18 protein-coding genes are annotated in these 21,089 nt (G+C 46.1%); 9 read left to right on the top strand and 9 right to left on the bottom strand.

Translation table 11 applies throughout. The annotated features are described in order from the left end of the window. The first annotated feature begins 57 nt into the window (after positions 1 to 57). Positions 58 to 2,115, top strand: coding sequence for a methyl-accepting chemotaxis protein (locus MKY95_RS25365; protein ID WP_339195001.1), 2,058 nt, complete (start codon positions 58 to 60; stop codon positions 2,113 to 2,115). 100 nt (positions 2,116 to 2,215) lie between these two features. On the opposite strand, the gene MKY95_RS25360 is transcribed toward MKY95_RS25365, so the two are convergent. From MKY95_RS25360 to MKY95_RS25330, 7 genes are all read right to left on the bottom strand, one after another. Continuing rightward, positions 2,216 to 2,602, bottom strand: coding sequence for a Rid family hydrolase (locus tag MKY95_RS25360; protein ID WP_047843941.1), 387 nt, complete (start codon positions 2,600 to 2,602; stop codon positions 2,216 to 2,218). Between the two features lie 19 nt (positions 2,603 to 2,621). After that, positions 2,622 to 3,998, bottom strand: coding sequence for an amidase (locus tag MKY95_RS25355; RefSeq protein WP_339194999.1), 1,377 nt, complete (start codon positions 3,996 to 3,998; stop codon positions 2,622 to 2,624). Beyond that, complete coding sequence (locus MKY95_RS25350; RefSeq protein ID WP_339194997.1) at positions 3,995 to 4,186, bottom strand: hypothetical protein; 192 nt, start codon at positions 4,184 to 4,186, stop codon at positions 3,995 to 3,997. Before MKY95_RS25350 ends, MKY95_RS25355 begins: the two co-directional genes overlap by 4 nt. Before the next feature lie 11 nt (positions 4,187 to 4,197). Continuing rightward, positions 4,198 to 5,229, bottom strand: coding sequence for an ABC transporter substrate-binding protein (locus MKY95_RS25345; protein WP_339194994.1), 1,032 nt, complete (start codon positions 5,227 to 5,229; stop codon positions 4,198 to 4,200). A gap of 34 nt (positions 5,230 to 5,263) precedes the next feature. After that, positions 5,264 to 6,136, bottom strand: coding sequence for an ABC transporter permease (locus MKY95_RS25340; RefSeq protein WP_339194991.1), 873 nt, complete (start codon positions 6,134 to 6,136; stop codon positions 5,264 to 5,266). Then, positions 6,136 to 6,912 carry an ABC transporter ATP-binding protein gene (locus MKY95_RS25335; protein ID WP_211082670.1) on the bottom strand — a complete coding sequence of 259 codons (777 nt, stop codon included), beginning with the start codon at positions 6,910 to 6,912 and terminating at the stop codon, positions 6,136 to 6,138. The genes MKY95_RS25340 and MKY95_RS25335 overlap by 1 nt, the downstream gene beginning before the upstream one ends. Before the next feature lie 241 nt (positions 6,913 to 7,153). Further along, positions 7,154 to 8,833 (bottom strand): PucR family transcriptional regulator ligand-binding domain-containing protein, encoded by a 1,680-nt coding sequence (locus MKY95_RS25330; RefSeq protein ID WP_339194987.1) that lies wholly within the window; start codon positions 8,831 to 8,833, stop codon positions 7,154 to 7,156. 195 nt (positions 8,834 to 9,028) lie between these two features. On the opposite strand from MKY95_RS25330, the gene MKY95_RS25325 reads away from it, so the two are divergent. The 3 genes from MKY95_RS25325 (at position 9,029) to MKY95_RS25315 (ending at position 13,321) form a co-directional block, all read left to right on the top strand. After that, positions 9,029 to 9,346 carry a hypothetical protein gene (locus MKY95_RS25325; RefSeq protein ID WP_144029824.1) on the top strand — a complete coding sequence of 106 codons (318 nt, stop codon included), beginning with the start codon at positions 9,029 to 9,031 and terminating at the stop codon, positions 9,344 to 9,346. A 101-nt stretch (positions 9,347 to 9,447) separates the two neighbouring features. Continuing rightward, complete coding sequence (locus MKY95_RS25320) at positions 9,448 to 9,846, top strand: Ig-like domain-containing protein (RefSeq protein ID WP_180361830.1); 399 nt, start codon at positions 9,448 to 9,450, stop codon at positions 9,844 to 9,846. A 409-nt stretch (positions 9,847 to 10,255) separates the two neighbouring features. After that, the gene (locus MKY95_RS25315) at positions 10,256 to 13,321 is read left to right on the top strand and encodes an S-layer homology domain-containing protein (protein WP_339194983.1); all 3,066 of its coding nucleotides are present in this window, start codon (positions 10,256 to 10,258) and stop codon (positions 13,319 to 13,321) included. Between the two features lie 65 nt (positions 13,322 to 13,386). Here MKY95_RS25315 and MKY95_RS25310 read toward each other — a convergent pair whose 3' ends face one another. Together MKY95_RS25310 and MKY95_RS25305 are read right to left on the bottom strand one after the other, a co-directional pair. After that, a complete protein-coding gene (locus tag MKY95_RS25310; RefSeq protein ID WP_143781053.1) occupies positions 13,387 to 13,980 on the bottom strand; it encodes an IS3 family transposase in 594 nt (197 codons plus the stop codon). 538 nt (positions 13,981 to 14,518) lie between these two features. Continuing rightward, positions 14,519 to 14,893 carry an iron-sulfur cluster biosynthesis family protein gene (locus tag MKY95_RS25305; RefSeq protein ID WP_237177085.1) on the bottom strand — a complete coding sequence of 125 codons (375 nt, stop codon included), beginning with the start codon at positions 14,891 to 14,893 and terminating at the stop codon, positions 14,519 to 14,521. Positions 14,894 to 15,168: 275 nt separating this feature from the next. On the opposite strand from MKY95_RS25305, the gene MKY95_RS25300 reads away from it, so the two are divergent. From MKY95_RS25300 to MKY95_RS25280, 5 genes are all read left to right on the top strand, one after another. Then, positions 15,169 to 16,197 (top strand): LacI family DNA-binding transcriptional regulator, encoded by a 1,029-nt coding sequence (locus MKY95_RS25300; protein ID WP_036617286.1) that lies wholly within the window; start codon positions 15,169 to 15,171, stop codon positions 16,195 to 16,197. 181 nt (positions 16,198 to 16,378) lie between these two features. Beyond that, positions 16,379 to 17,650 carry a sugar ABC transporter substrate-binding protein gene (locus tag MKY95_RS25295; RefSeq protein WP_076252824.1) on the top strand — a complete coding sequence of 424 codons (1,272 nt, stop codon included), beginning with the start codon at positions 16,379 to 16,381 and terminating at the stop codon, positions 17,648 to 17,650. Between the two features lie 101 nt (positions 17,651 to 17,751). Continuing rightward, the gene (locus MKY95_RS25290; protein WP_036668619.1) at positions 17,752 to 18,639 is read left to right on the top strand and encodes a sugar ABC transporter permease; all 888 of its coding nucleotides are present in this window, start codon (positions 17,752 to 17,754) and stop codon (positions 18,637 to 18,639) included. Beyond that, the gene (locus MKY95_RS25285) at positions 18,632 to 19,477 is read left to right on the top strand and encodes a carbohydrate ABC transporter permease (protein ID WP_036617294.1); all 846 of its coding nucleotides are present in this window, start codon (positions 18,632 to 18,634) and stop codon (positions 19,475 to 19,477) included. The genes MKY95_RS25290 and MKY95_RS25285 overlap by 8 nt, the downstream gene beginning before the upstream one ends. A gap of 90 nt (positions 19,478 to 19,567) precedes the next feature. Continuing rightward, positions 19,568 to 21,064, top strand: coding sequence for a glycoside hydrolase (locus MKY95_RS25280; protein ID WP_081746080.1), 1,497 nt, complete (start codon positions 19,568 to 19,570; stop codon positions 21,062 to 21,064). Positions 21,065 to 21,089 lie beyond the last annotated feature (25 nt).

Raw genomic sequence — 21,089 nt, 5'->3', positions numbered from 1 at the left:
ATACATAGAATTTGGACTTCATAATGATGAAAATGAAAATGGATGGTGAATGTAATCATGGTATTTAGCAAGGCAAGAGAACGCATGCGCAACATGTCGTTCAGAGTCAAACTGCCACTTATGATCAGTCTGCTGGTGTGTATCGTACTGGCGGTAACTGCAGTAGTATCCTACACTGTAGCGGCTGTCATCACACTCGACAAAAGCAAAGATGAGATTAAAGCAACCTCGGACCGGGTGGGGGCAGGTCTGTCTGCTTCACTAAGTTTGGAAGAACAATCCACCTTTCTGATCACAACACATCGGACCTTCCAGGATTTGCTGGAGATTCGGAATACGGATGGACAGGAAGGTGAGAACTTCTTCTCGGAAAACAATGAGCTGCTGGATAAGGCGAGTGGTATTCTCGCGGACAGTCTGGCAGGTATGGAAGGTAACAACAGTCTGATTTTGTTGGATCGGAATGGCATTATTATTGCAGCGAATGATCCGGCAGTTATCAAGGCGGAACGCGGAGATCGGGCATATTTCCAAGAAGCGATTCAGGGTAAAAACGTGATTAGTGAAGGGATTGTAGCCAAGTCCTCAGGACAATTAGGTACGGCTTTTGCCATGCCAATCTACAATGAGAATCAAGAAGTACAGGGAGTGCTCGTATCTGCAGCATCCACCTCGTTCTTCGTTAATCAGCTACAAAATATCAATATTAATGATGAGGGAAAAGTGATCATTCTGGACCGTGTAGGTACGGTCATCTACGATTCAGCGGATGAGAAGTTGGCAGGCCAGAAGATGGAGTCCGGCGAATACCAATCATTGATAGATCTTGCTCCTGGCGCTGAACTACAGCAAGGGGATATTAGCACAGATGAGAAAGTGGCGTATTACTCCAAAATACCAAGATCCGATTGGACCGTCGTTGTTGAAGATAAACTGAGCGATGTGCAGAAGCCTTTGCGTGCGATGGCAAAACAGATGTATATTGTTCTGTTTAGTGCTATTGCGGTTTCCGTCGTAGCGGGTATTCTGATCTCTTTGCTGGTAACCAGACCAATTACAAGACTAACTGTGTTGTTCAGACAGCTTGCTGACGGCGATCTGACGGTGCAGGCTCAAGGTAAATATAGCGGAGAATTCAAACAATTGGTGGACAGCTTCAATACCATGGCAGCAGGTAATAAACAGCTGATCTCCAGCATGAACCATTCCATCGGCATCCTGAAAACAAGTACATCCGAGCTGGAACAGTCCACTCAGCAAACTTCGACCACGATTGCCGAAACAACGACCACAGCATTTGAGATTTCACGAGCGATGGAGTCCCAGGCGAACGATACGGAAGCCATTGTGGACAAATTCATGAATGTTGGTAACAAGATTGCCAACGTGAATGGAATGTCGCAGGCAGTGAAGTTCAAGGCAGATGAAATTACGGATGCATTCAAAAATAATCATGAAGTTATTGATGCACTCATTGCGGTGAACGGGCAGAACGAGATTGAAGTTGGCAACATCTCCAAAATTACAGTGCAACTCGCCGAAAGCTCCTCGGGCATTCACCAGATTACAGGTACGATTGCCGAAATCGCAAATCAGACGAAATTACTTGCTTTGAATGCTTCGATCGAGGCGGCGAGAGCTGGTGAACAGGGACGTGGCTTCGCAGTCGTTGCTTCTGAGATTCGCAAGCTGGCAGAGCAGACGACAGCTCAATCGGAGGATATCAACCGAATTGTGATGCAGACCATTGATCACGTGGAGCAGAATAACCGAAGTGTTCAGGCTATTGAAGCAATTGCGGAACAGCATAAGAGCAGCGTTAGCCAGACCAAGGAGACATTCAATTTTGTCACCGAGAATATGAATGAGATGATGAGCCAGGTTCAAGCTATTGCCACAGAGATCGAATCCATTGAACGTGATAAGGATGACGTCATTGGGGCGGCACAGAACTTGTCTGCTTCCGGTGAAGAGGTGTCGGCTTCTGTTGAGGAAGTCACAGCAACAATGCAGGAACAGTCCGGCATGACGGAACATTTGACAGATATGGTGCAGAGAATTGATGGACTGACCAAACAACTTGCCGAAGAAGCATCTCGCTTCAAAACAAAATAGGAATACGAAAAGAAACCCTTTTCTCAAAAGAGAACCGGGTTTCTAGAACAAAAAGAGCACCTGTACCCATCTATGGCTACAGGTGCTCTTTGGTGATGTGTTACTCTCCTCGAATGGAAGGCGCATACGCCAGCACTTCCATTTCAATTAAATAAGGGCCTAAACCGCTGAATACGGTAATACGGGCGGGATAGGGTTGTTTAATCATTCGCGCATACACTTCGTTGTATTCGGGTTGATCCTCGACTCGGGCCAGATGAGTGGTTACCTTCACAATATGATCGAGTGTAAGTCCGGCTTCTTGCAGGATCACCTCAATATTACGAATGCACTGCTCCGTCTGCTCCTTAATGCCGCCAATGGGCTCAAGCGTCTGTGGATCGACACCTACCTGACCTGCGACGTAGAGGAAATCTCCTGCGCGGACAGCATGGGAGAAAGGAAGCGGGAACTTGGGTGCTGCACTTGCATGTATGATGGTAGACATCGTAGCGGTCATTCCTTTCCTAATGAATGTGTATGATTGGTGTTAACTGATGCCAGTTCGTAGCCTGCTGATAATGATGAGCGATGGACAACAGGCGGTCTTCTCGCATGAGTGGACCAGCAAGCTGCATGCCGATAGGTAATTGCTTCCCTGAGGTGGTATCAAACCCGATGGGTACGGTGATGGACGGTAGACCCGTATTGGTGAACGGTCCGTTAAAAATCGGGCTCCCCGTCTTGTAGCCGTATGGGGCCACATAGGGTGTTGATGGAGTCAATAACACATCCACTTCATCGAAAAGCATCATCATCTCGCTCCGGAATATCGTTCGGATGCGTTGTGCCTGCAAATAATCAACGGCACTCGTCTGGTAACCAAGCTCAAGCTGCTCCCGCATCGTGTGACCGTAACGATCAGAGGCTTCCGCGAAGCGTTCCTGATGGAAGGCGGCAGCTTCTGCCCGCATAACCGTACGATGAGCAGCAATGGTCTCTTCCATATAAGAGGGCAGGTCAACTTTCTTCCATTGCATGCCCAGCTTCTCAAGCACAGCGATTGCCGACTCTACCGCTAACAAGATCGCTGGTTCATCGGTTTGGAAGAAGTTGCTCGGGAGACCGATCACCATTTCTGAAATAGGATGCTCAAGAGCATTTTTTAAGTCTGGCTTGCCATAAGGAAGCGTGAAGGAGTCCAGCTCATCTTGCCCGGCCATTGCTTCCAGAACGATTGCGTTATCTTGTGCGGACCGAGTGAATGCGCCAATATGATCCAGGCTCCAACTGGCTGTGATGACACCATTACGGCTAACTCTGCCGTAAGTGGGTTTCATACAGGTTAATCCGTTGTAAGCTGCGGGTCTAAGCAGAGATCCAAAGGTCTGTGTTCCGAGTGTGAAGGAAGCCATGCCAGCCGCAACTGCAGCGGCAGAGCCGGAGCTGGAACCGCCTGGGGTATGTTCTAGATTCCATGGGTTGCGGGTTGGCGGTTCTCCTCCCTGAAAGGCATACTCCGTCGTTGTTGTCTTGCCGAGCAGGATAGCACCTGCAGCTTGCAACTTATTAATCACAGTTGCATTTGTTCCGGGTACGAAGTCTGGAAAGGTACTTGATCCGGCCGAGGTGCGTATGCCAGCGGTATGGATAATGTCTTTGGCTCCATAGGGAATGCCATGCAGAGGACCGAGATATTCGCCATTCATCAGTTTCTGTTCAGACTCTCTTGCGGCCTGCAAAGCCTGTTCGGCGGTGACCGTAACGAAGGCTTGCACAGCAGGCTCTACTTTCTCAATGCGATTTAAATAGGATTTCGTAAGCTCGACAGGAGATATCAACTTATTTTTAATCAGTGTTGCGGCTTCAGCAATCGTCAGCTCGTTAAGTGGTTTGGTAATCATCGCAGCGGCACGCTCCTATGCGGGTGCGGGGGATTGGGTCCTACTTCTTCTGGCAACTTGAAGTTTCGAATCAGCTCCAAGTCTGCTGTAAATAGGGCAAGCTCCTCGCTTGTAATAACTCCGTCCGCATATTTGGTGCTTTCTGTACGGCGGTGTGTGAGATAGTCGTCCTGGTTCAGAGTAATCACCCTTTCTCTCTCTATTTGGTGGTGAAGCTTGAATCGATAATGTCCTCATAAGCGAGGTCTTCCTTCAGATTGCCGATGAAGCGTTGCATATCGATTGCGGTCTCGAAGGCTGATTCGTTGATGAGTCCCTCCGCAGGATATACCTTGCTGTCGATCATGCGTTGTACCGCTTGCTCTACGACGTTTTTGTCCAAATTCGGGAACTCCTTCACGGCAACTGCTTTTGCGCCTTCAGGATTCGATTGAATGTAGTCCAGGGCTTGTTCAATAGAGGTGACAAAGCGCTGGGTGAGATCAGGATTCTTTTCAATGAAACTTGCGGTTGTATTCATCGTTGCAAAGGCAAAGTCAGGGTAATCCTTTGTGAAATCGTGGACAATATGCAGTCCTTCTGCAATGCCTTGATCCAGCTGAGGTTCGTAAACGATAGCAATATCGGCTTTGCCAGCTAATACAGCACCAAGCTCGGAGCCATTCTGAACCTCGGTGATCGTCACATCCTTGTCGATATCGATGTTATTGTCAGCGAACAGCTTCCGCAGTAAGCTGTTCGAACTTGTAGGTGCCAAACCCACCACGATGGTTTTACCTTTGAAATCCGCTGTCGAGTTCACGGTTACTCCTTCTCGCGCAACTGCCCAGACTGGGGCACTGCCGGATAGAAGGACCAGTGAGCGAGCATCTCCGCCCTTTGCATTAGCAAATGCGACATGCTCAGGACCGTGGAAGGAGAACGCCGACTCGCCTGAGATCACCGAAGACAATGCTGTTGGACCGCTTCCGGCAGCACGTATGGAAGAGAGCTCAATGCGATTCTCCTTTAGAAAACCTTGGTTGTTCGCTACATATAAGGGAAGGTAGAGCAGGTTGTGATACACCTCGGAGACCATAATTTTGTCCACCTGCGTATTTGCTTGCCCCCCGCTATTAGATGCACCTGCACCACTCGCGGGTGTTGTGGCATTGCTTCCGCATGCACTGAGCAGTGTAGTCAAAATAACCGTCATCGTTGCTAGAAAAGCTATCTTTTTGAATGTACGCATTAGTCATCAGTCCCCTTTAATCGTTGTAGGTCAGCTATACAGATGTGGATTTGCTGCTGGTCTTGTTGTCATTCCATGGAAGGAGACGGGATTCGATATAACCGACACAGGTGTAGAGGAGCATGGCGACCAGCATTAGCATGAACACGCCAACCCATACGGCCGGAAGGTTGAACAGATTACCTTCGACGAATACCATGTGTCCAAGTCCTTTATCTGAAGAGATGAATTCTCCACCTACAACAGACACCAATGCCAAACCGATATTGATCCGGAAGGCCGAGATGATCCATGGCAGAGAGGAAGGAACGATAATCTTGCGGAAAATTTGTGATTTCTTTGCACCGAAGGATTTCATCAGATTAATCTGGGATTCGTCGATTTGATGCGTCGCTTGATAGGCGGATAACAGTGCTACGATAAACGTTGCTACGGAGGCCAGAGCAATCTTGGAGAAGATGCCTGAACCAAACCAGATGATAATCATGGGAGCGAGTGCGATCTTCGGAATACCGTTCATCGCTACAATGAACGGATCGAGCACACGGGCAACGGACTTGGAATACCACATGAGCAGTCCTGCCAATGAACCGATTAAGCTTCCGGCTACGAATCCGATAACGGTAGCATTCACCGTTGCAAACGCGTCTGTAAGCAGTTGCCCTGAGCTGGCCATCGTGATGGCGGCATCAAGAATGGCGCTTGGTGAACCCATGAGGAAACCGTTAACCATTTCCAAGCGAACGGCGGATTCCCATATCACCAGGATGACCGCTACAATAATGAACCGCCACAGCATCGTCATCAGCCATTCTTTGGAGAAGGTGGACTGTCTGCGTTTGCTCTTGCTCTTCGTAACTCCAGCAGGCTTTCCGGCAAGGGTAACTTCAGGTGATGTGATCTTCATTAGCTGATCCTCCCCATTTGGATATCAAGCTCTGACCAGATCGATTCAAAATACTGTTTAAACTTCTGGTCAGAGCGGGCTTTTAGTGCTGAGCCATATTGCGAGGCGAGACCAATGTCATACACCTGCTTCACGGTTGTTGGTCGTTTACTCATAACGGCAATACGGTCGGAGATGGCGATGGCTTCCTCAATGTCATGCGTGATCAGGACGCCTGTTTTGCCCTCGGATTTCAGGATAGACAAGATTTCATCTTCCAGAATGAGTCTGGTCTGATAATCAAGTGCGGAGAAGGGTTCATCCAGTAATATAATATCGGGCTGGGTAACGAGGGTACGAATGAGGGCTACACGTTGGCGCATACCGCCTGATAGTGTGGAGGGATAGGCTCCTGCGAATGAAGCCAGGCCATAACGATCCAGATAATCCATGGCAATATCGCCACGATCCTTTTTGGACATGCCCTTCACTTCCAAGCCTAGCGTGACATTGTCCAGGATGCTTCTCCAAGGAAGTAACAGGTCCTTCTGCATCATATAACCGACATGCCCGGTGGTCTGATCGATCTCTTCGCCACAGACGATAACCTTGCCATTTGTTGGTTTAAGCAGACCTGCGATAATATTGAAAATCGTACTTTTGCCACAACCGCTCGGTCCCACGATACTGAAGAACTCCTGTTTCTTGATTTGCATCGAAACCTCAGCCAGGACCTGAATATCTTCTCCAGTTGCACTGACAAATGATTTGGATACGCCTTGTATCTGTATAGCCATGATAGGTAGCCCCTTTCCTACAGCCTGATGTTTTTTCGTTTCTTGATGTAATTTGATGTTAATTAACATGACATTAATGAATATATTCCTAATCATATAGACTGTTTGCATCATTGTCATTAGTTACTCTGAACATAAAAATAGAATTAAATCAGTTAAAATGCCCAAATGAGGATTGAACGTGAATTGAATATGAAAAGAAAACAAAAGAACGTGTCATTATACATGACACGTTCTCGATTTAAGACGTATGATTAGCTTCACTAGGGGCTGGATTAACATTCAAAAGGGACTCAAGTGCGAAGGCAAGTCGGAAGCGAAGGCTCTCCATTGGGTCCTTAATGTTCCTGCCGGTTAGTTTCTCGCATTTTTCCAACCTATAGATCACTGTATTGCGATGTACGAACAGCTCTTTGGCTGTATCAACGATCTGGCAATGATTCTCATAGAAGGAGGACAAGGTTTTCATCAGCTCGTTACGCTCGTTTGGATCTCGGTCGTTGAAGGGCTTAAAGGTTTCTTGATGGAACTGCAGCATCTCATCGTGGGGGATCATGCGCAGCAGACGGCTTATATCCATGGTTTGATAGGAATGAGCGAAGCGTGTCTTTCGCATCTGATAACCGGATTGGAGCGCCTTGACTGCTTCTTTATAGGAGAGTCCAATATCCAATACATTGGTGTAGGAATTACCTATGCCGAAGGATAGGCTGAGCTGCGACTCTGTATACAGATTGCTCGCTATCCGCTCAAGCTGCTGAACAACGGTGTGTTCGTCCCAAGACGATTCAGCCAAAAAAACGAGTATGCCGAACTGGTCGTTCTTAGTGAACATGACAAAGGAGAGATCCAATCTGGCGAATTCCTGTTTAATCAGCTCATAATTAGCGTCTCGTTCCGAGATGAACCGCTCTTCCCCGGAGGAAGTAGAGTTCTGTTTAGGTATGCCCGCTAAGGGTTCATCCTTTTTGGCGATGATTAGAACGGAACTTCCTTTGGCTTGCAGCCCATATTTCTTGCCGCGATGCAGCGCTTCTTGTTCCGAACGAATGAAACCCTGAATGAGATCGGAGAAATATTCATTTTTGTAACGGCGGGAGCGCTCCTTGACGGCTTGCTTCTTGGTTAACTCCAGACCAATCACATTGACCGCTTGCTCCAGTGCCAGAGTGGAGAGCTTAGAGGTTGTGGAACTGTCGTATAGTGCGATCAAATAGCCCTCGTGCCGATCCGTGAAGATGGGATGAAGCTCGGCGTGTCGATATTTATCAGCAGTAAGTAGACAGATCGAGATTGCGGTGTGGAAGGAAGGGTACTCATCTATAAAAGTCAGTAAGGGCGCGGCGAGAGACTGGTGATCCATCTGTTGTGCATAATGGGAGCTTGCCGTAATCTGCTTCTTCGAACCAAGCAGAAGTACAGGTGAGGATAGCAACTGAGACAACGTATCTACGATGGATGGTATGCCTTTTCCCTGCATCACCATCGTGGAAAATTGCTTGTGAATAGACAAGGCGTAGTGGAGCTCATGGGTTTTGTTCTGAAGGATGGCACTGATCGAATGTTGAAATATCTCACCGAGTGTATTGTCTATTTCAGACAGCTCGATGATCGGGAAGCCCAACCTGTCGGCTGTTTCAAGCAGTTGCGGAGATAATTCAAGAGAGAAACGCTGTGTCTTGACAGCAAGCGCCGCACAACCAATTGCATGCATGTCTGTAATGAATGCAAGATGAGCATCGGGACGATCTTTTAGGATATAACCGTTCGTCAGCAGCATATCTCCCGGCTTCAGGAATTGGACAATATCTGGTGCGTCCATAATATTAATCGATTGCACCAAGCGATCAAGGCCACGATGTCCGGTAATAACCTTTGCTTTGGAGAGAATGGGGATAGTCAATAACTGTTGCAGATCCATCTTCAACCCACTCGCTTTCATAATGATATGTTATAAAATCTAACATTAAGTGAGGTGGGCGTAAAGAAGTGTTTGGATAAAGAGGCTAAAAGATAGTAAACATATTTCTCATAAATATAAAAAAATTCCAAATAAGATGGTTTTACATCAGCAATCTTTTCAAATATTTTTTATAACACTATTTGCTGGGTGAGTATGATGATAGGACAGGAATACACATTAAATCAATACAGTATGTACATAGAGTTTTTACCTAAAATCAAGGAAGCATTTTTGACTTTCATTATATTTGATACTGTAGGCCAAATATACAGGGAGAAGTGGGAGAAGAAAAGATTAAAAAAACTCACAGAGATTTATTATTCATTAGGTGTTGTTTTAAATTTGATGAGAGATTGGAGAACTGCAAACAGTAACAATCCCTTTATAAAGATAACCAAGGTGAACGTTGATTTACATTACCTAACAAATGATATTGCCAGTGAGAGAGCTTACAATAATGTTTTTACGTAGAATTGAATCTAATTCACTATCAGTAGACGATGTCATCATAGTTTTATAAAGATTAAAAATGGAGTTAAATGGATCTGAGGATTTCAAAAATAAAATTGATCTTGTTACAATTTCATCAAGCATTAGCAGCAAATACCCGACCTGGTCCTTATACAATTACAGTAACGTCAACGTTTGACAGGACTAAGTCCGATAGTGCAACGATTACAGTGACTTCAGCACCTGTATTGAACAGTGTGACAGTCAGTCCATCCAGTGAGAGTGTGGTGCAGGGCAATACGGAACAGTTAACAGCTAACGTGAATGTCAGCGGTGAAGCAGTCCAAACCGTTACGTGGACCAGTAGTAACACGAACAACAATGTTACTGTAGATGCGAATGGGTTGGTGAGTGTAGCAGCAAATACTCCACCTGGTCCTTATACGATCACCGCGATCTCAACGGCCAACGGCAGTAAGTCGGGCAACGCTACAATTAACGTAGTTACTAAAATAGAATAATACACTGTAACGATAAACAATTTGGTAGGTGGCATGATTATTGCTACCCCAACAATCTCCCCAACCGGTAACTTAATTATGAGCAAGCTTCAGCCAAGAAATTAATCATCACGAATGCCGGGGCGGTTGATACCACCCTATAGATAGCTCATTATAAGAACGCAAATTTGAGTACAAGGCTCGCTTAATTCAGAAAAAAATAGTGCTGAGTAAAAGAACATAAGTAATAAGTATAACTCGTGAACTAGTGTAAACCGATATAATAAGATAGCATTAAGAAAAAGGCGGATGGTTGAAGCTTATACCTTAATTCAAATTCGCTTTAAGGAAGAGTAACTGGAGGGGAGGCACAGACTAATCTATTCTATTGAGTAAATAAATAGCTTTATATTTGAACTGGAGGAAGTATATGTTTTATAGAAAAGTGATTCAAAAAGTAAGCACATTCATATTAGCAACCAGTTTGGTATCCGTCTTGAGTGGGGTAGCATATGGTCAGAAAACCAATTTAGATATTGAAGGACATTGGGCCGAGTATACCCTTAGCAAATGGCTCTCAGAAGGGTTGATTAAAGGATATTCCGACCAAACACTTAAACCCAACGATGTAATTACACGTGGAGAATTTATGGCATTGGTTAATCGTCAGTTTGATTTTAATGAGGTAGAAGAACTACATTTCACTGACTTGTCGTCTTCAAATTGGAGCTATCTAGAAGTGCAAAAAGCGGTAAAAGCAGGTTACATACAAGGTTATAAAGATCAAACTATACGTACTTCTAAACCGATAAGCCGTCAAGAAGCTGCAGTTATTGTAGCAGACTTACTGAAATTACCTAGTAATGAAAAAGCAGCTTTAGCATTTAAGGATTCTTCAGAGTTTACATATTGGAGTAAGGGTGCCATAGGTGCTACATTCTCAAAATATATCATTACTGGTTATACAAATGGTTCATTCAAACCGGCATCTCCAATTACGCGAGCTGAGGCAGTTGTGATGTTGGATAAAGCGATAAGCTTGATTCAAGAACAAGAACAAGAGACAGAAAGTGAAGATAAAGATAATATACCTTCACCATCTATACCTACTGCGAGTTTAAATTCAGATTCAAACACTACATCTAATGGATCCGGTTCACCTTCGATTACTACTGGAGTGAAGACCTCCACATTAATCGCCACTGAAGGAGTCAAAGCCGTTCAAGGTATATCTCAAGTTGCCACTCTGACAATAACAAGTGGTGCAGATACGGCAGGTTCATTGCGTGCCACATTTACGGATGGAGTCAATCCAGTGACCGTTTACGTAGAGCTTGATGGAACTGAATTGGATACTGAGGTAGCTGCTAAAATCGTACAAGCGTTTGATAATGCACTAACAGGATGGAATGTGGATGCTGAGCGTGCAAACATTTATTTTACATCATTAAATCCAGCTGTTAACAACGATCATGTTAAAGCCACCGTTGAAAGCATTATGACAGGTGTGGTTTCGAGTGGAAGTGTCATAACTGTCCCAGGTAGTATTTATAACAATGTAGGTACGGCTCAGGTAGCAACACTAGTGATAGAGAACGGTGCAACGGCTCCGGGTTCATATTATGTTTATTTTACAGATGGAGGAGTGCCAGTTCAAAAAAATATCTACATCTTGGGAACAGAAACAGCGGCTGAAGTAGCATCTAAAATAGCAGTCGCGTATGGAACATCCGTAGCGGGTTGGGGTGCAGAAGCTGATGGGAGTCGAGTACATTTCACATCGCAAACGCCAGGTACTAATAACGAAAATGTTCGAATATACGCTTTGGAAGCATCAGGAGTAGGGGCACCTTCAAGTACACTTGAAGTTCCAGGAAATCCTGCGACCAACACATCCCAAGTGATTACGCTGCGTCTTCCCAATTCAGAGAGTGATCATGGGCCGATAGGCATCAAATTCACGGATGGAATCTCCTCGTGGACAGCCTATGTGTCTATGATGGGAAGTCCTGAAACAGGAAGTGATCTTGCTGACAAGATAGTATCCGCATTCGGGAGCACGATTCCGAATTGGATCGTTTCGTCAAGGGGCTCAGAAGTGATTTTTACAGCCAAGTTTCCGGCAGAGAATAACATAAAGGCTATGGCGAGACTTTCGGGATTAAACACAGGGATTGGTATGCCAGATAGTTCGATTACATCTGTAGGAACAGCACCGTTACAGGGTACAGCACAAATAGCAACACTAGTGATAGAGAACGGTGCAACGGCTCCGGGTTCATATTATGTTTATTTTACAGATGGAGGAGTGCCAGTTCAAAAAAATATCTACATCTTGGGAACAGAAACAGCGGCTGAAGTAGCATCTAAAATAGCAGCCGCATTTGGAACATCTGTAGCTGGTTGGGGTGCAGAAGCTGATGGGAGTCGAATACATTTCAAATCGCAAACGCCAGGTACTAATAATGAAAATGTTCGAATATACGCTTTGGAAGCATCAGGAGTAGGGGCGCCTTCAAGTACACTTGAAGTTCCAGGAAATCTTACGACTAACACATCCCAAGTGATTACGCTGCGTCTTCCCAATTCAGAAAGTGATCATGGGCCGATAGGCGTCAAATTTACGGATGGAGTCTCCTCGTGGACAGCCTATGTGTCTATGATGGGAAGTCCTGAAACAGGAAGTGATCTTGCTAACAAGATAGCAGCAGCATTCGGGAGCATGATTCCGAATTGGATCGTTTCGTCACGGGGCTCAGATGTAATTTTTACAGCCGAGTTTCCGGCAGAGAATAACATAAAAGCTATGGCGAGACTTTCGGGATTAAACACAGGAATTGGCATGCCAGATAGTACAATAACAACCGTAGGAGCTCCATACCCTACTGGCGAAGCACAAGTGGCTACCTTAGTGATAGATTCAGGGGCTACAGCTGCCGGAACGATTACTGCTACATTTACAGACGGTAGCACAACCATTCTTAAAGATATTGAATTAATAGGTACAGAAACTGCTGCCGAAGTAGCAACGAAGATAGCTTGGGCATTTAACACGTCTTTAGTTGATTGGAACGCTACGTCAAATGATAGAAATGTTATATTTACAGCCCGAGCACCTTCGGCTAACAATCCTAAACTATCCGTGGCAATCGTGGAAGCGACAACAGGTATTGGATTGGTATCAAGCTCGATTACTACACCAGGATCGGAGACCTTTGCAGGAGTAAAGCAAGCTATAAGTTTAAAAATTGATTCTGGCCCCAGCGCGCCAGGGATTATTAGAGTTGTATTTCGAGACGGTACGAATGAAGTTTCCAAACGTTTAAGATTGTCAGGAACAGAGACATTAAATGGACTGGCTGAGAAAATTGGTTCTGCATTTGAGAATTCGATGGCCGGGTGGAATGTCACCACGATGGATCATAATGTCATTTTTACAGCAAGTACGCCAGAAGATAACAATTCTAATGTAAGTATAGTTGTCTATCAGGAGTAAATGAATAAACAAAAAAAACATGTCATACATGGTCATACCCCTGTCAAGTAGACAGATGAAAAAAGCTATGCTGCCAGCGCGCATCGATATTCAATCGGTTCGCGCTGTTTGAGTTTGGCTTGAAATCGTCGGTAGTTGTAATTGTACATGTAATCTTCCACGGCTTGTCGAATCTCTGCTTCTGAATTACACTGGTTAAGGTACCGCTTCTCTGTCTTGAGATGTGAAAAGAAGGATTCGATGCATGCGTTATCCAGGCAGGTTGCTTTGCGAGAGTGGCTGCCCTTGACGCCAAATTCTTCTAATCGTGTGTTGTACGCCTGAGACGTATACTGGAAGCCCTGATCCAAATGGAGCACGGCTTCCGAAACGTCTCTTCTTTGTGTCCATTGTTCTACCGTATCCAATACGAGCTGAACATCGTTCCGTTTAGACAACTGCCAAGCTACAATTTCGTTGTTGAACAAGTCTTGAATCACGGACAGGTAAACAAACGTGTTTCCATCCGAAATATACGTAATATCCGTCACCATTTTTTGCTGAGGTGCTGTGGCATGGAATTTACGCTTCAGGCGATTTGGATAGATGACAGATGGCGTATAGAAAGACTTCTTTCGCTTCCTGCGAATCACCGATTGGATCGATAGTTCCCGCATCATGAGATGTTCGGATTGCCGGATACTGGAACATAAACGGAAATAGGGAAAGAAAATTCAATCCTTATAGAACTCTAGTGATCTATAACAACCCCACAAGAGCGAATGCTAGAGATGACTGAATTAGGGAGGGCACTTTCGTTTTAAGATGCGAGAAGGTGCTCGTTGGCCGGGCAGTTAGCCCGACGAGACAAGCTGGATCTAGACGCAATCCTTTTGATAGCATGTCTTGATAAACGTGATTAAATTTGTCGCTGTGAACGACAAATTTAATCACGTCTTTTTTTGGCAAATGCTCTGGCAAAAGTCTGTGATATAAAAGCTCATTAACGTTTCGTTCCCCGATCCGGTAAACGACAATTACGTTGATATATAAGTCTTTACTAGTGAAAGGTACAACCAGCGCTTATCAATTCGGTATTGCTTAAAGCCGGTCACAAAATTCTGGTCTTGCTTCTTCGCCTTTAAAATTGATAAAAAACCTCCCGTCCCGCATGACATCTGGGCTTGGGAGGTTTTGATTATAGTGCTAATTCAACGTTTATCGTACAAACCATCCAGTGGGCTGAGGGGCTACGTCTGCGGTATCTCGTAAATCATGGACTTTGACATTACTGCCATAGATCATGGAATCGCTGCTCAGTCGGAATGAAGGGAAACTGTGCTCGGATTGCAGACGCAGAGAGGGTTCAAAGTAAATCTGCTGCTGTTTGTTGATTACAAAGGGAAGCGACCCCGCTTCTACGGTAACATCATCGCTATCCGGTTCGTTTAAGATCAGAAGTACCGCAATTCCGTCACAACCGCATCCATCGGTATCATAAAACAATTTGAAATAGCCTGGTCGATCTCCCAGCTTTTCAGTAAGTCTTGCTTCTGCCAGCGGACTGACTTGAATGATCATGACGTTGTTCACACTCCTCTAATCTCCAATGAATTCGCTTACAATTTAATATATGGACCATAAACGCAGATTAGAAGGTGAAATAAAGAAAAGCAAACATGTCCTGTATATATTGACGCTAATGCGTAATGCAAAGAATAATTAACGTATGAATGTTATACCCGGAATTTCTATGGGTTCAGTGTGAAATCATTCGCCCGTCAATGAAACCCATTTCATCGCCATTCCTTATCTGGTATGATAAGCAGGGAAAATAGGGAAAATTAGAGAAAAAGGAAGGTTCCGCTATGACACCGATCACCATATACGACATCGCCAAAGAAGCAAATGTATCTGTAGCGACGGTCTCCCGGGTACTGAATGATACGGCACCTGTGCGTGCAAGCACCCGAGAGAAGATTATGTCCATCATTGAAAAACACCAGTTTCAGCCCAACGCGCAGGCGCGCAGTCTGATCAAGAAAGAGACGGGCACTATTGCCATCATCCTGCCGGACATTACCAATCCCTTCTTCCCGGAAGTGTTCTGGGGCGCGGAGAATGAGGCTCGCGGATTGGGGTATACCTTCTTTCTGTGTAATACCGCAGGCGACTATAACAGGGAATCTGAATATTTGTCCATCCTACGAGAGAAGCGGGTAGACGGGATTATTTTTCTCGGCGGGCGTATTAACATGCAGGTCTGTCCGGATGACATGGCGCAGGAATTGATTGATATGGGCAAACGTATGCCAATCGTGCTGGTCAATGGCAATATTGCCAAAGGCGGGTTCCACCGGGTGTACACGGATGAAGGTGCAGGGGCAGCCCTTGCAGCGGAGCATTTGCTTGAACTGGGGCATCGTGATATCGCCTTTGTTGGCGGCCTGAAAGAGTTATCCACCACCATGGTCAAGGTCAGAGCTGTGCAGAAGAAACTTCGGGAACATGGGCTCGAAATACCCAAAGAACGGCAACTGCTCGGCAGCTTCTCCATCGACGACGGCAAACGGGAGATGTCCAAACTGCTGGATCGTGACAATCCACCTACCGCAGTTATCTGTGTCAATGACAATACAGCGATTGGCGCCATCAAATCGACGATTGAGCATGGGCTCTCAATTCCGAAGGATATATCCATTGTAGGTTTTGATGATACACCGCTCGCCAGTGCCGTTATACCGGAACTGACAACCGTATCCCAGAACACGTATCAGCTTGGCAAACAGGCTGTGGATGTGCTGCATGAGTTGATTAACCAAGGCAAACCGAAGAAGCAGATCATTCTGCAACCGGAGCTGATTGTGCGTCAAAGTACAGGACCTGCTGCAAGATAAAGGGGCCTGTAATTGGAAAAGAAAGCGTTGACATTTCCTCGAAGGGTGAAATATAATGAGTGCGTGAATGAAACCCCTTTCATAAAGTGGAACGGGTTTTATGTTTCAGCTTAATGAAACCCATTTCATGAAACGGGTTTCAGTGTAGTCATCCATTCATTATATCAAGGGGGCGTAACGTATGAGAAGAAGTTTAAAGGTCATTTCGTTATTGATGCTGGTCATGGTAATGGGTCTGACAGCCTGTAGCAGCGGAAGTAAAAACGGTTCTTCCGGTGAGTCCGGTGGCAAGGTTGATTTGAGCATGACAATCTGGGGCTCAGAAGATGAGAAGAAAATTTATCAGGAACGACTCGACATTGTGAAGCAGACGTATCCCGATATTAACGTGAAGCTGAACGTGGTTGCAGGAGATTATGACCAGAAGGTACAGACCATGATCGCCGGAGGAACGGCACCGGACATCATGATGATTGCCGAGAACTATCAGGCTTACGCCTCCAAGAATCAGATTATACCGCTGGATGACATGATTCAGGCGAACAATGTGAACATGTCCGAGCGTTATTCCGATGATATTGCCAACCTGATGAAGTATGATGGCAAACAATTTGGTTTGCCGGATCGGGCAGGCGCGATGGTCCTCTTTTATAACAAAGATCTGTTCGACAAGGCTGGGGTGGAATATCCAACCAAAGATTGGACGCAGGATGATCTGATGGCAGCAGCTCAGAAGCTGACGGTGAAGGAGAACGGAAAAACGACTCAATGGGGTTACTATCCGGGTAGCTGGTGGCCGCAATGGATGCAGCTGATCTACCAGAACGGTGGCTCACTATTCGATGAGAGTGGCAAACCAACCTTCAATACAGAGCCTGTGCGGAAAGCATTACAATTCATGAATGACCTGACCTTCACACACGGTGCGGGACCAACGCCAACCGAGATTGCCGACATGGGGAATATCGGAGCTGATCCGCTGTTCGCGCAAGGCAAGATCGCCATGGAAACGACAGGGTTCTGGAACATCGGTTCACTTGCCAAGGTGGAAGGCATTAATTGGGATATCTCTCCGGTATGGGGCGAAACCAACGCATTCTTCAACGGGTTAACGATTACCAACGCATCCAAACACAAGGAAGAAGCATTCAAAGTCATCGAAGCACTGACCACACCGGAAGCACAGATGCCAATGGTCAAAGCCGGTCAGGATGCTCCTGCAACCAAAGCGGGTCTGTCCAGTGATGAATTCCTGAATGCTGAATACGGTGGCAAAAAAATCAACATGGCTGCGTTCAGTGAATCAACGATCTATGCAGAACCATTCAACCCGCAATGGAACGAAATGATGAAGCTCATTAACGATAAGCTGGGTGTATACTTCAACAACAAAGCCTCGCTTGATGATACCGTAACCGAAATTCAGAGTGGACTGGAAAGACTCTACAAATAGAGGTTTTTTCTGAACATGCACAAATAGCAGCGACAGCAGGACAGGTGGAATCGGCGTGAATGCGGGTTCCATCTGCTCTCTGCGTCATGGGAGGGCTTAACGTGAGAAAAAAGGACGGGAAATGGTTCTACATCTTCATCTCGCCTTGGCTGATCGGGTTTCTGGGGCTGACTCTGGGTCCGATCCTGTTTTCCATCTATATGAGCTTCACGAATTGGGATCTGTTCCAGTCCCCTGAATTCATCGGTATCGACAATTACAAAACGTTACTGACCGATGATCCGATCTTCTGGAAATCTGTCGGCAATACATTCTTCTATGCGCTAATATCCATTCCGCTGGGCATGTCGATCTCGCTCTGGATTGCATATTACCTCAACAAAAAAATCAAAGGGATCACCTTCTTCCGTATTCTGTTCTATCTGCCGTCGGTTGTTCCGGTGGTTGCGAGTTCATTGCTCTTCATCCACTTGCTTGCGCCGACGGAAGGTTTGATCAACCAGGCACTTGCGATCTTCGGTATTCAGGGTCCCGCCTGGCTTCTTGATCCGAACTGGGTTAAGCCTGCATTGATTCTCATGTCCTTATGGGGTGTAGGTGGTGGCGTGGTATTGCTGCTTGCAGGGATGAAAGGCATTCCGCAGGAGCTGTACGAGGCCGCTGCCATTGATGGAGCGAAGAGTACACAATCGTTCTTCCATATTACATTCCCAATGCTAACTCCCGTCATTTTCTTCAATCTCGTGACTGGCATGATTGGAGCGCTCCAGACCTTCGCACAGGTATTCATCGTCACTGCCGGTGGACCTGATAATTCAAGTCAGATGGTCGTTCCCTACCTATTCCAGAATGCGTTCCAATTCTACAAAATGGGATATGCATCGGCGATTGCCTGGGTACTATTCATCATCATCATGGCGTTGACACTGGTTGTATTCCGTTCATCGGCGCTGTGGGTGCACTACGAGGAGGGAAAAGCCAATGAGTAATCCATCGACTGTGGAGAAGACGATATCCTATATTTTTCTGATTCTGGTCGGGGTGCTGCTTGCTTCGCCTTTCCTGTACATGATCTCCATTGCACTGGCAAGTGACGCAACAACCGTCAAATCAGCCTTTACCTTTGTTCCAATGGAGTTCCAATGGTCGAACTTTTATACCATCTTCACGAATAACAATCTTGGAACATATCTCAAAAACTCGGTTATCATTACCATCTTTACGATTGTCGGATCGGTATTATCAGCTTCGATCGTATCCTACGGCTTTGCCCGAATCAAAGCAAAAGGAAGCCGTTTCCTGTTTATTGTGTTGCTCAGTACGATGATGATTCCGGGTGAGGTTACGATGGTACCGCAGTTCATCATCTTCCGTCATCTGGACTGGATTAATACATTCTACCCGCTGATCGTGCCGAGTTTCTTCGCCGGAGCGTTCAACGTATTTCTGATTCGGCAGTTTGTCATGAGTATTCCAAAATCACTGGATGAAGCCGCCATGATCGATGGTATGGGACACCCGGGAATCTACTGGAAGATCATCATGCCACTGACTTATCCGATACTTGCGGCTATTGCGATCTTCTCGTTCTCCTATAACTGGGGCAACTTCATGGGACCGCTCATCTATATCAATGATCCGGAAAAAATGCCGCTGGCACTTGGAGTGCAGCTGTTGACTACGGTAGGTGGCGGGCAGATGCCGCCATGGAACCTCGTGATGATTGCTTCCCTGTTTCTCACCATTCCGATGGTGCTGGTATATCTGTTCGGACAACGTTATGTCTATGAAGCGAACATTAGCGGCGGAAGTAGCGGAATCAAGTAACCGAGGTGTCTGTAGTGGTTGTATGTATTGAACCTGATGTTCAAGGTCAATGGAGTAATCAACGTACATGGAGAAAGGATTGTATAGCCCATGGCGCATAAAGAACAACGCAGCAGAGGCAAACGGAGTTATATCCTCATGGGTGTCGCTCTGATTGCGCTGCTGGCAGGAGGAGGAATTGTTATCAATCATTTTGCCAATGAATCATCCAAAACACTTGAGTTCCAAGGGGAACCAGTACGTCTGAAGCTGGATCAATCCTATGATCATTTTGAAGGTTGGGGTACGTCACTTGCTTGGTGGGCCAATAATCTTGGTGGATGGAAGGATCAGGCGAAGGTGAGTGAAGTGATGGATTTGGTCTTTGATCCGGAGAAAGGATTAGGTCTGAACATCGTTCGTTACAATATTGGCGGTGAGGAAAATCCAGACATGAAAGCTCTTCGTCCCGGCGGGGATGTACCTGGCTTCCAGCCTGAACCTGGAGAGTGGGACTGGGATGCTGATGCAGGTCAGCGTGCTGTATTACAAGGTTCGATGGAGCGTGGTGTGAACATTGCCGAAGCATTCTCCAATTCACCACCTTACTGGATGACGATCAGTGGATCCGTTACCGGAGCTGTGGATGGCAGCAATAATCTGCGTGACGACCAGTATGATGCGTTTGCCGATTATTTGACTGAAGTCGTGAAGCATTATCGGGACGAGTGGGGGATCACCTTCCGCACACTGAATCCACTCAATGAACCTTCCTCCGACTGGTGGAAGAAGGGCAATATGCAGGAAGGTAGTCATTTTACCAATGAGAAACAGGCCGAGATTATCAAGAAAGTTGCTGCATCGTTGAAGAGCAAAGGACTGGATGGAACCGTCATTAGTGCCGCGGACGATAACAGCATTGATGAGACGGTGTTTAATTTCAACCTCTATGATCAGGACACGCTGGACGTAATCCAGCAGATCAATACTCACTCCTATAATGGTAGCAAAATGGAAGAGCTGCGCACGCTGGCAGAACGCCAGGGTAAAAAGTTGTGGATGTCCGAGTACGGAACCGGCGGCAGCGAGCCGCACAGTCATGAGGATATGACCTCGGTGCAAGAATTGGCGGAGCGGATCATGTTTGATCTGAAAATCATGCAGCCATCCGCCTGGGTATACTGGCAGGCCGTTGAAGATGAAGGCGCCAATAATAACTGGGGCTTCATTCATGCCAATTTCAACGGAGAAGAGCAGTATGAGATGACCAAACAGTATTATGGCATGGCCCAGTTCACAAAGTTCATTCGTCCCGGCGCGACAATTATTCCAACCGATGGTGGACGCACGCTGGCTGCCTACGACGGGGAACACCAGAGATTGGTGCTAGTGATTCGTAACGAATTGTCAGCGGGTACAACAGCGTTTGAACTGGCAGGGTATACGTATGGAAAATCAGCCACCGCGCAGGTGTATCAAACTTCACCGGAACGGAACATGGAACAGCAGAAAGACATCCCGGTGTATGCCAACGGACTGGAGGTACCTACGGCAGACAATTCCATCACAACCGTTGTACTGGAAGGCGTGACGTTGCAGGCGAACTGATAGCAGCACTCGGAAGGTTGTTCGG

The sequence above is a fragment of the Paenibacillus sp. FSL P4-0176 genome, assembly GCF_037975265.1.
In the GTDB taxonomy this organism is placed as follows: domain Bacteria; phylum Bacillota; class Bacilli; order Paenibacillales; family Paenibacillaceae; genus Paenibacillus; species Paenibacillus amylolyticus.
The sequence above is the reverse complement of the archived record's forward strand: the minus strand, read 5'-3'. Positions and strand labels throughout refer to the sequence as shown.